18 protein-coding genes are annotated in these 12,238 nt (G+C 70.8%); 12 read left to right on the top strand and 6 right to left on the bottom strand.

Translation table 11 applies throughout. The annotated features are described in order from the left end of the window. The first annotated feature begins 102 nt into the window (after positions 1-102). Complete coding sequence (locus OG746_RS03920) at positions 103-375, top strand: hypothetical protein (RefSeq protein ID WP_266711544.1); 273 nt, start codon at positions 103-105, stop codon at positions 373-375. Between the two features lie 126 nt (positions 376-501). On the opposite strand, the gene OG746_RS03915 is transcribed toward OG746_RS03920, so the two are convergent. Further along, positions 502-909 carry a rodlin gene (locus OG746_RS03915; RefSeq protein WP_266711542.1) on the bottom strand — a complete coding sequence of 136 codons (408 nt, stop codon included), beginning with the start codon at positions 907-909 and terminating at the stop codon, positions 502-504. A gap of 262 nt (positions 910-1,171) precedes the next feature. Further along, complete coding sequence (locus tag OG746_RS03910) at positions 1,172-1,582, bottom strand: rodlin (protein WP_266711540.1); 411 nt, start codon at positions 1,580-1,582, stop codon at positions 1,172-1,174. Positions 1,583-1,863: 281 nt separating this feature from the next. Between OG746_RS03910 and OG746_RS03905 the strand changes: the two genes are divergently transcribed. From OG746_RS03905 to OG746_RS03880, 6 genes are all read left to right on the top strand, one after another. Further along, positions 1,864-2,274 carry a rodlin gene (locus OG746_RS03905; protein WP_266711538.1) on the top strand — a complete coding sequence of 137 codons (411 nt, stop codon included), beginning with the start codon at positions 1,864-1,866 and terminating at the stop codon, positions 2,272-2,274. 367 nt (positions 2,275-2,641) lie between these two features. Further along, positions 2,642-2,881 carry a chaplin gene (locus OG746_RS03900; RefSeq protein ID WP_323179543.1) on the top strand — a complete coding sequence of 80 codons (240 nt, stop codon included), beginning with the start codon at positions 2,642-2,644 and terminating at the stop codon, positions 2,879-2,881. Between the two features lie 192 nt (positions 2,882-3,073). Beyond that, complete coding sequence (locus OG746_RS03895) at positions 3,074-3,361, top strand: hypothetical protein (RefSeq protein WP_266711536.1); 288 nt, start codon at positions 3,074-3,076, stop codon at positions 3,359-3,361. 157 nt (positions 3,362-3,518) lie between these two features. Beyond that, the gene (locus OG746_RS03890) at positions 3,519-4,022 is read left to right on the top strand and encodes a DUF5949 family protein (RefSeq protein WP_266711535.1); all 504 of its coding nucleotides are present in this window, start codon (positions 3,519-3,521) and stop codon (positions 4,020-4,022) included. Further along, entirely contained in the window at positions 4,019-4,666 is a 648-nt protein-coding gene (locus OG746_RS03885) for a vitamin K epoxide reductase family protein (protein WP_266711533.1), read from the top strand. Before OG746_RS03890 ends, OG746_RS03885 begins: the two co-directional genes overlap by 4 nt. A 95-nt stretch (positions 4,667-4,761) precedes the next feature. Further along, positions 4,762-5,013, top strand: coding sequence for a chaplin (locus OG746_RS03880; protein ID WP_323179542.1), 252 nt, complete (start codon positions 4,762-4,764; stop codon positions 5,011-5,013). Between the two features lie 112 nt (positions 5,014-5,125). Here the strand turns inward: OG746_RS03880 and OG746_RS03875 are convergent, their stop codons facing one another. Both OG746_RS03875 and OG746_RS03870 read right to left on the bottom strand, forming a co-directional pair. Then, entirely contained in the window at positions 5,126-5,617 is a 492-nt protein-coding gene (locus tag OG746_RS03875) for an SsgA family sporulation/cell division regulator (RefSeq protein WP_266711531.1), read from the bottom strand. Positions 5,618-5,711: 94 nt separating this feature from the next. Continuing rightward, a complete protein-coding gene (locus OG746_RS03870; protein WP_266711529.1) occupies positions 5,712-6,002 on the bottom strand; it encodes a helix-turn-helix domain-containing protein in 291 nt (96 codons plus the stop codon). 111 nt (positions 6,003-6,113) lie between these two features. Here OG746_RS03870 and OG746_RS03865 point away from each other — a divergent pair, with 111 nt between their 5' ends. From OG746_RS03865 to OG746_RS03845, 5 genes are all read left to right on the top strand, one after another. After that, a complete protein-coding gene (locus OG746_RS03865; RefSeq protein ID WP_266711527.1) occupies positions 6,114-7,517 on the top strand; it encodes a sensor histidine kinase in 1,404 nt (467 codons plus the stop codon). Positions 7,518-7,535: 18 nt separating this feature from the next. Next, positions 7,536-8,288, top strand: a complete 753-nt coding sequence (locus OG746_RS03860) for a response regulator (RefSeq protein ID WP_266711525.1) — start codon at positions 7,536-7,538, stop codon at positions 8,286-8,288. 110 nt (positions 8,289-8,398) lie between these two features. After that, on the top strand, positions 8,399-9,199 hold the full coding sequence (locus OG746_RS03855; RefSeq protein ID WP_266711523.1) for a bestrophin-like domain: 801 nt from the start codon (positions 8,399-8,401) through the stop codon (positions 9,197-9,199). A 139-nt stretch (positions 9,200-9,338) separates the two neighbouring features. Beyond that, positions 9,339-10,082 (top strand): GAF and ANTAR domain-containing protein, encoded by a 744-nt coding sequence (locus OG746_RS03850; protein WP_266711521.1) that lies wholly within the window; start codon positions 9,339-9,341, stop codon positions 10,080-10,082. 91 nt (positions 10,083-10,173) lie between these two features. Further along, a complete protein-coding gene (locus tag OG746_RS03845; protein ID WP_266711519.1) occupies positions 10,174-10,869 on the top strand; it encodes an ANTAR domain-containing protein in 696 nt (231 codons plus the stop codon). A 33-nt stretch (positions 10,870-10,902) separates the two neighbouring features. Here OG746_RS03845 and OG746_RS03840 read toward each other — a convergent pair whose 3' ends face one another. Beyond that, the gene (locus OG746_RS03840) at positions 10,903-11,295 is read right to left on the bottom strand and encodes an STAS domain-containing protein (RefSeq protein ID WP_266711517.1); all 393 of its coding nucleotides are present in this window, start codon (positions 11,293-11,295) and stop codon (positions 10,903-10,905) included. 241 nt (positions 11,296-11,536) lie between these two features. Next, positions 11,537-12,013: a DUF5994 family protein gene (locus OG746_RS03835; protein WP_266711515.1), complete on the bottom strand. Its 477-nt coding sequence runs from the start codon at positions 12,011-12,013 to the stop codon at positions 11,537-11,539. Between the last annotated feature and the right edge of the window lie 225 nt (positions 12,014-12,238).

The raw sequence follows: 12,238 nt of genomic DNA, 5'->3' as shown, positions 1-12,238 counted from the left end.
CCGTCGACCGCACCGGCACGACGCCCACTCGAACGATTGGCCCTCACGGGTGGCGCTCCGCGAACCCCGTATCCGCCCCGCCGACCCCACCGTTAGCCGGACATGATCTCAACTCGTCGTGCCCTCAGCGCCGTCCTCCTCGCCGTCGGAGCCGCGGCGGCCGCCACCCCCGCGGCCCACGCCGTCGAACCCATCTCCCCCACTGGAACCGTCGACTCGCTGACCGCGATGGCGATCCCGGAGGACCAGCAGGAACAGCTCCCCAGCACCGCGGAACAGCTCTCCGGGCTCAACGGGCTCAACCACCTGAACGAACTGCACCAGGCCACCGACCTCGTGGCGCCGGTCACCGGCCTCCTCCCCGCGATCCAGTAGCCGACGCAAGAACACACGCCAAAGGCGGTGGACCGGGATCGGTCCACCGCCTTTGTCATGCCTGGCGTACGGAACACCGTACGGAGAGAGGCGGTCGCGCGTACCGGCGACCGCCCCTCAGTCCGTTCAGTGGTTCGCGGTGCCGTTCCCGGCGAGAACCGGGATGTCGCTCAGGATGTGCGAGAGCGGCTCGTCACCCTTGGCCTGGGTGGAGTTCTCGGTGCACTGCTGGTTCTGCGGGGCCGACAGGACCGGGATGTCCTGGACCGCGACCGGCACGAGGCCGACGAGCGAACCGACGTTGGCCTTGGCCGGCAGGCCGACGCAGGGCTTGTTCAGGGAGCCCTGGACGAGACCGAGCTGCGGGCTCATGTCACCGGCGGTGGCGGAGTTGCCGTACGTCTGCGACGAGCCGTTGCCGCTGGTGGACGTCGTGCCGGTGTCGTCGCCGATGGCGAGCGCCTGCGGGGCGGCCACGGCGGAGAGGCCGGCGACGGAGGCAGCGATCGTGGCGGCTGCGAAGAGCTTCTTCATGGGGTGGTTCCCTTTCGATACGCGCGCTCCGGATGCGGAGCTACGTGTGGTCAACTGGATTGCATTCCGGGCAGTTGCGGACCGAAACCCGTTCGGACCATTCCCGCGCGAGCCATTCGCAGGAAATTCGGCACTGTGCGCGACCTCCCGAACATCCGGACGCAGCGGATCAAAAGGCTCGTACAGCTACCTGAATTTCCGGCCGGCGCCGGAACAGCAGACCGGGCCGCCGGAGCGGCGGCCCGATTCATGCAACGGATCCTCAGTTGTTGCCGGTGCCGTTGCCGGACAGGACCGGGATGTCCTCCAGGATGTGCGAGAGCGGCTCGTCGCCCTTGGCCTGGGTGGAGTTCTCGGTGCACTGCTGGTTCTGCGGCGCCGACAGGACCGGGATGTCCTGGACGGAGACCGGCACGACGCCGACGAGCGAGCCGACGTTGGCCTTGGCCGGCAGGCCGATGCAGGGCTTGTTCAGGGAGCCCTGGATCAGCGCCATCTGCGGGCTCATGTTGCCGTACGTGGCGGAGTTGCCGTACGTCTGCGAGGCGTTGTTGCCGCTCTCGGACGTGGTCCCACCGTCGTTGCCGACGGCCAGGGCCTGCGGGGCGGCGGCGGCCGCGATACCGACGAGAGAAGCGGTGGCCGCCGCGGCAGCCATGGCCTTCTTCAGCATGAGGAAATTCCCCTTCTTATTTCCGTCTGGGAGCACTTGTATCAACTCCGCAGCTCGCCATCGGTTGCTCACGTTCACTCGGACGTGGCTCCGATCGATTCCGATTACGGCGCGGGGTCGATGAAATGAAAATCGCGCCAGTGCGGGCCGCTTGGCGGGGGCACGGGTGCTCGACCGGGTTTCGATGTCTGTCCGATCGGGTGGATATGCGGAACCATTTCCGCCCTCCGCAGTTGCGCTCAGTGCAGTAACCGGTGCCCGTCAGAAAAGGAATCAGAACCATGCTCAAGAAGGCCATGGCCGCCGCAGCGGTCGCCGTCTCCGTCGTCGGCGTCTCCGCCGCAGCCGCCCCGCAGGCGCTCGCCATCGGCGACGACCACGGCACGACCTCGACCAGCGGCAACGGCTCGTCGCAGACGTACGGCAACTCCACCACCGCGGGCGACCTGAGCCCGCAGCTCGGTCTCGTTCAGGGCTCCCTGAACAAGCCCTGCGTCGGCCTGCCCGTCAAGGGCAACGTCGGTTCGCTCGTCGGCGTCGTGCCGGTCTCCGTCCAGGACATCCCGGTCCTGTCGGCCCCGCAGAACCAGCAGTGCACCGAGAACTCCACCCAGGCCAAGGGTGACGAGCCGCTCTCGCACATCCTGAGCGACATCCCGGTCCTCGCCGGAAACGGTGTGCACAACGGCTGATCAGCCGAACGCACACAAGGCTCGGGCCGCCGGCTTTCCGCATTCGCCGGCGGCCCGAGCTCTGTCATGGGGCGCCAGGCCGGAGGAGTCACGGGGCGCCCGGGTCGGGGGCCGCCCTCCCAACGGCGTGGAGCCGACGGCTGACAGGAAGGCGGCGCGGCCAATCTCATGACGGCCCCCAGTGGACCACCGGCCTCCGGCCCCGCGAGAACCGGTTCACCCGTTCGCTCATGACGTCACCCCAAAGGGGCCGCCGCGACGGCCAGTCACCCGTTCGGAGCCGCAACCCCTTGTACGGCCGCCCCGTTGCACCACGTGCCAGGCACCCGCGCTGGCCGAACAGAACGACCTCCAAGGAGCATGCTTCATGTCGCGTACCGCGAAGGCAGTCGTCTTTTCCGCAATGGCCGCCGCTGCCATGGCCGGCTCGGCCGGCGTCGCCGCCGCCGACTCCGGCGCGCAGGGCGCTGCCACCAACTCCCCCGGCGTGATCTCGGGCAACACCGTGCAGGTTCCCGTGCACGTGCCGGTCAACGCCTGCGGCAACACCGTTGACGTCATCGGTCTGCTGAACCCGGCGTTCGGCAACACCTGCGCCAACGACTGACGGGCCCAGCCCGACTCTTCCGCAGCCGCCCCTCCCCGAGGGGCGGCTGCTCCGTTGTGCGGCCGTTTCGGGTGTGCGGATCCTTCGGGTTTTGGCGCGATGACGCACACCCCGAGGTCGGGACGCTCGTTGAGCAAGCAGAAGCGTATTTTCCAAACCGACGACGCGAGTTGTCGAGGGAAGGCATAAACAATGAAGGTTCTGAAGACCGCTGCCGTTGTCGCCGGATCGATGGCGATTGTCGGTGCCGCCGCTCCGGCATTTGCCTCGGACCTCACTCCGATGAGCCTGAACGGCGCGGTGAACACGATCACCAGCCAGCCGACGCTGGACGTCTCGCCGGTGGACAGCAACCTGCTCGACCCGAAGAACGACGGGGGCGCCGTCAGCACCGTCAAGGGCGCCGTCGACGGGCTGAACGAGAGCGGCTCCGGCTCCGGCGCCGGCAGCATGCTCGGCGGTCTCCCCGTCGGTCAGTAGGTTCGTACGTCAGGTTCGTACGTCGAGCCATTCGTCGAAGGCTGGTTCGGGACCCAGGGTTCCCGGGTCAGCCTTCGGTATTTCGTCCGCGGAATGCGTTCCGCCAAACGTGTGAACCGTGGCCGGTGCGCCGACCGGGTCTGGCTAGGCTTCTTCGATGACTTCAACTGTGAGCAGTGGCCCCGCATTTCGAGCAGCCGATCTGGGAACTCTGGCGGTCATCGCCTGGAGTGGCGAACACCCCGATGGAAAGGGCGACATTCCCTTTCTCCTCGCCTACTCCATGGGTGATTCCCCGGCAGGACCCGAGGCGTCGGAGGCGGCCGTGCGCGGCCTCCTGGAGACCAACGGCCTCACGGTGGGCACCACCGTCCACGACGCGTCGGGCCGCCCCAGCTTCCCGGTGTCCCTGCTGGTCGAGGCGGGCCAGGCCGTCGTCACCATGCCGCTCCTGAACGCCCAGTGCTCCGTGCCGCCCGAGTGGCTGGCTGCGGCGGAGGCCCGCAAGAGCGCGTACTTCCTGTTCACCACGCGCGTCTGGCCCACCGCGACGCCGGGATCCCCGGTCACCGAGCAGGAGTTGGAGGAGTTCGCGGGCGACGAGGAGACCCTCATGGCCGCCGCGCACTGCCTGCTGCCCATCCGTCGCGTGCGCGCGTGACGACCGCCCCTGCCGCGCACCGACCGGTCAACCGGCACCGCGGCACCGGAAGTTCGAGAGCGGACTCCCGCGTCGGGGGCGCAACGACGCTCGCCTGGCTCCTCGTCGTCACGGGCGCCGCCGGGGTGCTCGCGTCGTGGGTCATCACCATCGACAAGTTCAAGCTCCTTGAGGACCCGAACTTCACGCCCGGGTGCAGCCTGAACCCGGTGGTGTCCTGCGGCAACATCATGAAGAGCGAGCAGGCCGCCGCGTTCGGTTTCCCGAATCCGCTGCTCGGCCTCGTCGCCTACGGGCTCGTGGCCGGCGTCGGCGTGAGTCTGCTGACCGGGGTCCGCTTTCCCCGCTGGTACTGGCTGACCTTCAACGCGGGCGCGCTGTTCGGCGTCGGGTTCGTGACCTGGCTGCAGTTCCAGTCGCTGTACCGGATCAACTCGCTGTGCCTGTGGTGCTGCCTGGCCTGGGCGGCCACCATCGCCCTGTTCTGGCATCTGGTCGCGTTCAACGTCGGCAGCGGCTTCCTCCCGGCGTCCCGGGGCGTACGGGCCTTCTTCACGGACTTCCCCTGGGTGCCGACCGCCGCCCACATCGGCGTCGTCGGCGTGATGATCCTGACCCGCTGGTGGGATTTCTGGACGAGCTGACGGACACGCCCCCCGATGGCTCAATTGTCCCGATTCGGGGCGGGGTGGCGGTGTGATTGGCGCGTCATATTCCCTCACCTCTCTAGGGAGCAACGATGCGTCTTCGCACCTTCGCGGCCGCGGCCGTGCTGGCCGGGACCGCTGTTATGGGATCCGCTGCCATGGCCTCCGCGGTGGACGGCCCCGACGGCGCCAGCGCCACCGGTGTGGCCCAGAACAGCCCGGGCGTGCTGTCCGGAAACATCATCCAGGTTCCGGTCGATGTTCCGATCAACGCCTGTGGCAACTCGCTCAACCTGATCGCCGCGCTCAACCCGGCGGCGGGCAACGTCTGCGCCAACAGCTAGTCACCTGGCTCGCGCTCGGACGGGCAGCGCCCGGGACGGCTTCGGCCGTTCCGGGCGCTGTTTTTGTCACCGGCTTTTGGCACCGGCTTTTGTCACTGGGCCGGGCGGCCGCTCAGGTGTCGTCCCCCGGCGCCAGCTCTCGTAGGGCGCGGTCGATGAGCCCTTCGAGGCGGCCCTCGCGCTCCGGCAGCATGCGCTCCGTACGGTCGAGGAACAGGCTCAACGCGTCGTGCGCGAGGACGAGTTGGGGCTCGCCGGGTGCGCTGCGCAGGTCCACGATGACCAGCCGGTCGCGGCCGGGGACGCGATAGGGAGCGATGCGTACGTCGCCGTCGCCCGCCGCCCGTTCGAGCCCGTCGAGGAGCAGGTCCCGCGACAGCGGCCACAGCACGGACCCCGGGACGCCCGCCTCCGCGCCGCCCCAGGCCGTCACCGTGACGGCCAGCGGATCCGTCAGCCGGAACCGCAGCTCCACCTCCACAGGGTGGAAGAGGTCCTCGCCCCACCGGGCCATCGCCGCGATGACACCCACGAGTTCGTCCGGTGCGCCACCGGCGTCCGGCGCGTCGTCGGAACCCGGTGTGACGTCGTCGTCCGCATTCATTCAGCGCCCCCGCCGCTCTCTGGGCAACGTCGCGATTCTTGCGGCGCTCATTGCCCCCTTCAACCAGATGCCCCGCGGAAGATCCGCCGAGATCTCAGACTGTGCAAACGCCCTGCTCGGAGCCGTCGTCATCGGGTCCCGCGAGGACGCGGCCGAAGGCGAGGGCGCCCGGGCCGACCCGGTAGTGGCCCTCGGTGTGCTCCAGCCAGCCTTCGTGCGCGAGCGTGCGCAGCAGGTGGTACGTCGTCGCCAGCGGTACGTCGAGGAACCGGGCGAGCCGCTTGGCGGTCAGCCCCTGCGGGTGGCGGGCGATCTCCGTGAGGATGCGCAGGGCGCGCTCCACCGACTGCAGCCGGGTGCCGCCGGCGGCCCGTGGCTGCGCCATGTGTGTCCTCCTTCGGTGCCGCGCGGGCGTCGGGCGCCTCGCGTGGGTGTCCGGCATGTCATCACTGATCTTTGAAGATCCGGTACGTCCGATCACCGGCCACCGGGCCGCGTGCTGCGGACCATCCGGGTGCGCAAGGGCGGCCACCCGGCCCTGGACGGGTGGGCGCGGCAGTTGATAGGGGCACTCATGAGCGACGCGACGCTCGTCTCCGCGCAGGAGCCGCCCGCGGGGAGTCCGGCCGGACGGCGGGGGTTCGCGCGCCTGGTGACGTCGCCGCTGCACGCCACGTTCCTGGTCCTGCTGGTCGTCGGCCTGGTGCGGACCGTCGTGGCGGGGGTGTCGGGGGAGGGGTGGCGCGTCGGGGCGGGGCTCGCGCTCGGCCTCGTGTACTGCTTCGCGCCGGTCGCGGAGCGCCGTTCGGGGGCCGATCCGGGCGCCCTGCGGCTCGCGAGCCGGGCCGATCCCTTCACCCTCGGCTGGCTGGCGGCCCTGTTCGGCCTGTGGCTCTGGCTCGATCTGACGGGGACCCAGTTCCGGGTCCTGGTCGCCGCGCTGTACTTCGTCGTGCTGATGTTCCTGCCCCGGCTGCGCACGCTCGGCGTCGCGGTCGTCGCCGTCGCCGCGGCGGCGGTCACCTCGCGGCGGGGGTCCGCGACCGTCGGGGACCAGGAGATGGTCGTCGTGGGCGCCTTCCTCGCCCTGCTCCTGGTCGTCCTCGCCTTCCGCAAGGAGGAGCGCCTGCGCGGCTCCGCCGATGCGCTCATCCGTCAACTGCGCGACGACCGCGGGCAGTTGGCGACGTCGCAGCGGCTCGCGGGGCAGGCGGACGAGCGGCGCCGGATGGCGGCCGAGGTCCACGACTCGATCGCCCAGTACCTGGCGGGCGTCAAGCTGCTCCTCGAGGGCGCGGAGCGGACCCTGACCGCCGCCCCCGCAAGGGCCGTGGAGGCGACGCACGCCGCCCTCGACCTGACCAACCTCGGCCTGCGCGAGGCGCGCCTCCTCATCGACTCGGCGCACACCGACCGCCCGGCGGGCACCCCCAACGGCACGCTCCCCGAAACGATCGAGAACCATCTCTCGGCGATGCGCCAGGCACTCGCCGCGGGCTGGCAGGTGGCCGGCGGCCCACCCTCCGCCTCCGGCGCCGAAGGCCCCCCGGAGATCGCGTTCTACACTTCGGGCGAGCCCGGCCCGCTTCCGCCCGACGTGGAACACACCCTGCTGAGGCTCGCGCAGGAAGCGGTGTCCAACGCCCTGTGGCACGCGCGGCCGCACCGGGTCACCGCCACGCTGACGTACGAGCCGCAGGAGGTGACCATGACCGTCAGGGACGACGGCCGGGGCTTCGACCCCGCCCGGGTGCCCGACGACCGGCACGGTCTGCGCTCCCTGCGGCACCGCGTCGAAGGCCTCGGCGGCACGTTCGCGGTGGTGTCGAGCGCCGGTACGGGCACGGAGCTGAGCGCCGTGCTGCGGCGCAGGCCGGCCGGGGCAGACGTGGACGGATGACGTGGATGAGTGACGTAAATGAGTGACGTCCTGAGCGGCATAACCGAGCCGGTCCCCGCCGGCATACCCGAGCCGGTCCCCGCCAGGACCGGCCGCGCCCGCCCCACCCGGGTCCTCGTCGTCGACGACCACCCCGCGCTCAGGATCGGCCTGCGCACCCTGCTCACGACGGTCGACGACCTGTCGCCCGTGGCCGAGGCGGCGACCGCCGACGACGCCCTGCGCGCGGCCCGCCGCCCCGAGGCCCCGGACGTCGCCGTCGTCGACCTCGACCTGGGCGCGGGCATCGACGACGGCATCCGACTCGTCCGCGAACTGCGCGCGCTGGACCCCGCGCCCGCCGTCCTCATCCTCAGCGCCTACGTCACCGCGCAGACGGTGACCTCCGCGCTGCGGGCCGGCGCCACCGGATTCCTCGGCAAGGAGGCGTCCGCCGAATCGCTGCTCGCCGCGGTCCGCGCGGTCGCCCGCGGCGAGACGGTCCTCGGCCCCGGCGTCGCCCGCCATGCCCTGGCCGGGCCCCAGGGCAGCACCCCGGTGCTCACACCCCGCGAGGCCGACATCGTCCGGCTCGTGGCGGCCGGCCTGTCCAACCGGGAGATCGCGGCCCGCCGGGGCATCAGCCCGAGCACGGTCAAGAGCGCCCTCAGCGCCGTCTACACCAAGCTCGGCGCGGACAGCAGGGCGGCGGCGGTCGCGACGGCATCCCGCCTGGGGCTGCTCACCGGCCCTCCACCACCGCTTTCCGGCGGAGCGCCTGTCGCTCGATAGAGGGTGAGTGGGCCCGTCCGCCGTATCCGGAGGGCGGGGACGGTCAGGACAAGATCACAGTGCCCCATGGCGGGGAGCACCGTTTTCCTGTCTCCCGGAGGTACTCGCTCGTGGTCATCGTCATCGTCGTCGCCGCGCTCGCCCTGATCGCGGGTATCGCGGCCAACCGATATCTGCGGCCGAGGCTGCTGACCGAGGACGACGACACCGGCATGGCCGTCAAGGACCTCGTCGGCCCCCTGCTCACCCTGACCGTGCTGCTGCTGGCCTTCGTCCTCGTGACCGCCAACGGCTCGTACGGGAAGGCGGAGGTGGCCGCGCGCGGCGAGGCGCGCGCCCTGGACCAGCTCGTCGAGACCGCCGAGTACGCCACCGTGAAGCAGCGGTCGGCCGTCCAGGCCGACGCCGTCTGCTACGCCCGCGCCGTCCGCGTCCAGGAGTGGCCCGAAATGGCCGACGGCAAGGGCTCGTCGGCGCCCAGCGTGTGGTCCACCGACCTGCGCCGGAACTTCCGTGCCATGGAGGGCGAACCGGCCTTCGGCATGCTCGTCAGTGCCGACCACAAGCGTTCCGAGGAGCGCGAGGAGCGCCTCACCCAGGCGACCGCCAGCATCCCCGGCGCCATCCTCTGGTTCCTGCTGGCGGTGCTCGCGGTCACGGTGGCGGCCCTCGGCCTCTGCCTGCCGCGCAGGCACAACCGTGGGCAGCTGGCCGCGCTGACCCTGGTGACCGTGATGCTGACGGCGACCCTGTGCATCATCCGCGACGTCGACCGCCCCTTCGGCGGGATCATCGACGTACAGCCCACGGCCATCTCCGACGTGGAGAAGCAGGCGACCCGCGACTTCCTCGCCCACAGCAAGCTCTCCGACCTCCCGTGCGACAAGAAGGGCAACCGCGCGACGGAGTAGCTCCGGCACCGCCGCGCCGTCCGCCTGTACTCGGCAAACGTTCTGGCCACACGGTGCGGCGAGGAGGAGAGTGGAGGGCAATCACGGGGGACGGCCTGTGGGAGGGTGATGGCCGAATCACCCTGGGAGGTGGGCAGGTATGGCCGAACTGCCGCACGAGGAGCAGTTGGCGGCGGCATTCGTCGACCTCGCCGACACGTTGGTGCAGGACTTCGACGTCATCAACTTCCTGCACATGCTGACCGAGCACTGCGTGCACCTGTTGGACGTGGCCGCCGCCGGTGTCCTGCTGGCCACACCCAGCGGCCGCCTTGTGGACGCGGCCGCCTCCGACGAGCGCACCCGCACGCTGGAGCTGGCCGGCGTCGAGTGGAACGAAGGCCCGTGCCACGACTGCTACCGGACCAAGCGACAGGTCGCCGACGTCGCGCTGGACACGGCGGCCGCGCGGACCCAGTGGCCCCGGTTCGCGCCGCGGGCCGTGGAGCTCGGCCACACCTCCGTCGTGGCCTGCCCGCTGCGGTTGCACGACCAGGTGATCGGGTCCCTGAACCTCTTCAGGGACAGGCCCGGACCCCTGGGCGCCTCCCAGTTGCGGCTGGCGCAGGCGCTGGCCGACACAGCCACCATCGGCGTCCTGCAACAACGGGCGGTGAGTGAACAGATGACAGTGACCGCGCAGTTGCAGTCGGCCCTGGACAGTCGAATCGTCATCGAGCAGGCCAAGGGGTACCTCGCGCACCGGCTCGACACCAGCGTCGAGGACGCCTTCGCCCGGATGCGCCGCCACGCGCGCAGCAATCACATGCGGCTCACCGAGGTCGCCCGACACGTGCTGCGGGGTACGGCGGATTCGTCGCTACTGCGTCGGCACGGTCGATGAGAGGCCCCTGCACCGACAGGGATCAGCGGACTGCCCTCCGGCGGGCCCGCACCTCACCCGGAAGGGGGCGGCAGCGGTGACTCATCCGGTCATGACTGCCTACCTGCGTGCCCTCAGCTCGCACAGCGGCCCGGGTATGGCGCCGCTGCCGCTGGGGGAGTTCGCCGACGTGCTGGGCCTGGACGGTCTCGCCCTGCTCCTGTCGCCCACCGGCGGCCCGGCCCAACTCGTGCAGTCCCACGGCGAGCACACCGCCGCGCTGGAGGATCTGCAGCAGATCCAGGGACACGGGCCCAGCCTCGACGCGGCCCGTCATGGCGCCCTGTTGCTGGTGCCCCATGTCACCGAGCTCACCGACAGCCGGTGGCCGGGTCTGCCCGCGGCCGTCGAAGCGCTCGACGTAGGCGCCGTGTTCTCCTTCCCCCTGCGCATCGGGGTCATCGGACTCGGCGCGCTCACCGGCTACCGCACCCGCCCCGGGCCCATGTCCACGGACCAGCTGACGGATGCCTTCGGCCTGGCCGACACCCTGGCCCAGCTCACGATCGCCACCGCCGCGCACGCAGACTTCACGTACGCCGCGCTGCTGGACGAGCCCGGTCTCTACTTCGCCGAGGTCCACCAGGCCACCGGAATGCTCTCCGCCCAGCTCGACATCACCTGCGACCACGCGCTGATCCGGTTGCGCGGCCATGCCTTCAGCCAGGACAGACCCCTTCTCGACGTCGCCCGTGACGTGCTCGCCCGTCGTCTGCGCCTCGACGACAACGGGGACACGTCGAGCTGACCGCGGTACTCGCTGCCCTCCACGCCACAGGCTTCAGGTGTCCGGTGGCTCCTGCGCACAGAGGTCGTGGAAGGGGAGCAGATCACGCAGGACGCTGTGGGTGAGGGCGAGTCGGACGCAGGGGCTGGGGTTGGCCAGGGTGAGGCTGCCGCCGGCGTGATGGGCGGCCTCGCGGATGCCGAGGAGGGTGAAGAAGCTGGCGTTGTCGCAGTGGGTCACCTCGGACAGGTCCATGATCAGGTGCCGGCTGCCCTCGCCCAGGACCTGAGAGGTGAGTTCACAGAGCGCGGGAATGCTGCCGGTGTCGAGCTCCCCGGCCACGGACAGGGTCATGAAGTGGCCGGGTGTGACGGGGGTCCGCTCCAGCGTCAGCCGCAGTCCACTCCCGTGCTGATCCGGACCGGTGCCGTCCTTTCGACCGGTCACCACCCCACGACCAGCGGCCCGTGGCCCGTCGGCGAATTCAGCGCGACGCGGGCCGCGGGTGCCTCCGGGGGCGGGGTGGTCGCTGCCATGACGCGGACCCGTCTTCGGAGCGACGTGAACGGTCGTCCCCGATGCCGTTGCTCACCGGGGACGAGACCCGCGTGGATGCCGGTGTACGACGTGCCCTCGGTGGCTCCAACGTACGCCTATGACACGTGTGGTGACGTGCGGTCATGAACCGTCATCCGTTCGTGGAACCGGCGGGCCCCTCGGTTGCCATCAGCGCCGTCCCGGTGAGACAGAGCGCGGGGTCGGCCGCCGCGTGCATCAGCCGGGCGGCCGTGTCGTCCCGGCTGCTCGACGGGACGACGAGCAGGTCCCAGCGCCCGGCCCCGTAGGAGAAGAGCCGGATCGTATAGGGGTCGAGACCGGACGTGTACCACGCGGCCAGGATCACGTGGCCCGTCACGGACAGGGTGCGCGGCTCCGTCGGCCAGCTGCCCCGCGGAGAGGCGATACGGGTCACGCGCCCGCGGGTCGCCTCGAACACCTCGATGAGGGCGGCCAGTTCGGTGGCCAGCTCATCGGTGCGCGGCCACCAGGCTCCGCACACCGGTCCCGGAGGGAAGGTCGGCGGGCGCAGGGAGAGTCGGGCGGGCGGGTGCACGACGATGCGCCCGGAGCCGGTCGAACTGTGGTGGGCGATCAGTGCGTTCATGACGCACGCCCCTTTTCGGGCCGCCCTGTGGGGCCCGTGTCGTGGTGCGCCGGAGGCGACGTCGAGCGGAGTCGGCGTACGAGGAGCACCCGGTGCTCCCAGCGTACGGCTCGGCCCATGAGAGGCGGTCCGTGCCGGGCGGCGGCGTCGCCATCGGGCCATCCTCGGGAGCATCGGCGGAGCCACACGCTGGGCACCGGCGCATCCCGCCTGACAGGAGCCGTG

It is taken from the genome of Streptomyces sp. NBC_01016 (genome assembly GCF_026341035.1).
GTDB lineage: Bacteria > Actinomycetota > Actinomycetes > Streptomycetales > Streptomycetaceae > Streptomyces.
This window is presented reverse-complemented; position numbering and strand designations above follow the sequence as displayed.

Coding starts and splice junctions, on each gene's coding strand:
- OG746_RS03845 (WP_266711519.1), top strand. CDS start 10,174: ATGACTGCCTACCTGCGTGCCCTCAGCTCGCACAGCGGCCCGGGTATG.
- OG746_RS03890 (WP_266711535.1), top strand. CDS start 3,519: ATGACTTCAACTGTGAGCAGTGGCCCCGCATTTCGAGCAGCCGATCTG.
- OG746_RS03880 (WP_323179542.1), top strand. CDS start 4,762: ATGCGTCTTCGCACCTTCGCGGCCGCGGCCGTGCTGGCCGGGACCGCT.
- OG746_RS03870 (WP_266711529.1), bottom strand. CDS start 6,002: ATGGCGCAGCCACGGGCCGCCGGCGGCACCCGGCTGCAGTCGGTGGAG.
- OG746_RS03920 (WP_266711544.1), top strand. CDS start 103: ATGATCTCAACTCGTCGTGCCCTCAGCGCCGTCCTCCTCGCCGTCGGA.
- OG746_RS03910 (WP_266711540.1), bottom strand. CDS start 1,582: ATGCTGAAGAAGGCCATGGCTGCCGCGGCGGCCACCGCTTCTCTCGTC.
- OG746_RS03835 (WP_266711515.1), bottom strand. CDS start 12,013: ATGAACGCACTGATCGCCCACCACAGTTCGACCGGCTCCGGGCGCATC.
- OG746_RS03875 (WP_266711531.1), bottom strand. CDS start 5,617: ATGAATGCGGACGACGACGTCACACCGGGTTCCGACGACGCGCCGGAC.
- OG746_RS03915 (WP_266711542.1), bottom strand. CDS start 909: ATGAAGAAGCTCTTCGCAGCCGCCACGATCGCTGCCTCCGTCGCCGGC.
- OG746_RS03900 (WP_323179543.1), top strand. CDS start 2,642: ATGTCGCGTACCGCGAAGGCAGTCGTCTTTTCCGCAATGGCCGCCGCT.
- OG746_RS03860 (WP_266711525.1), top strand. CDS start 7,536: ATGAGTGACGTCCTGAGCGGCATAACCGAGCCGGTCCCCGCCGGCATA.
- OG746_RS03895 (WP_266711536.1), top strand. CDS start 3,074: ATGAAGGTTCTGAAGACCGCTGCCGTTGTCGCCGGATCGATGGCGATT.
- OG746_RS03905 (WP_266711538.1), top strand. CDS start 1,864: ATGCTCAAGAAGGCCATGGCCGCCGCAGCGGTCGCCGTCTCCGTCGTC.
- OG746_RS03850 (WP_266711521.1), top strand. CDS start 9,339: ATGGCCGAACTGCCGCACGAGGAGCAGTTGGCGGCGGCATTCGTCGAC.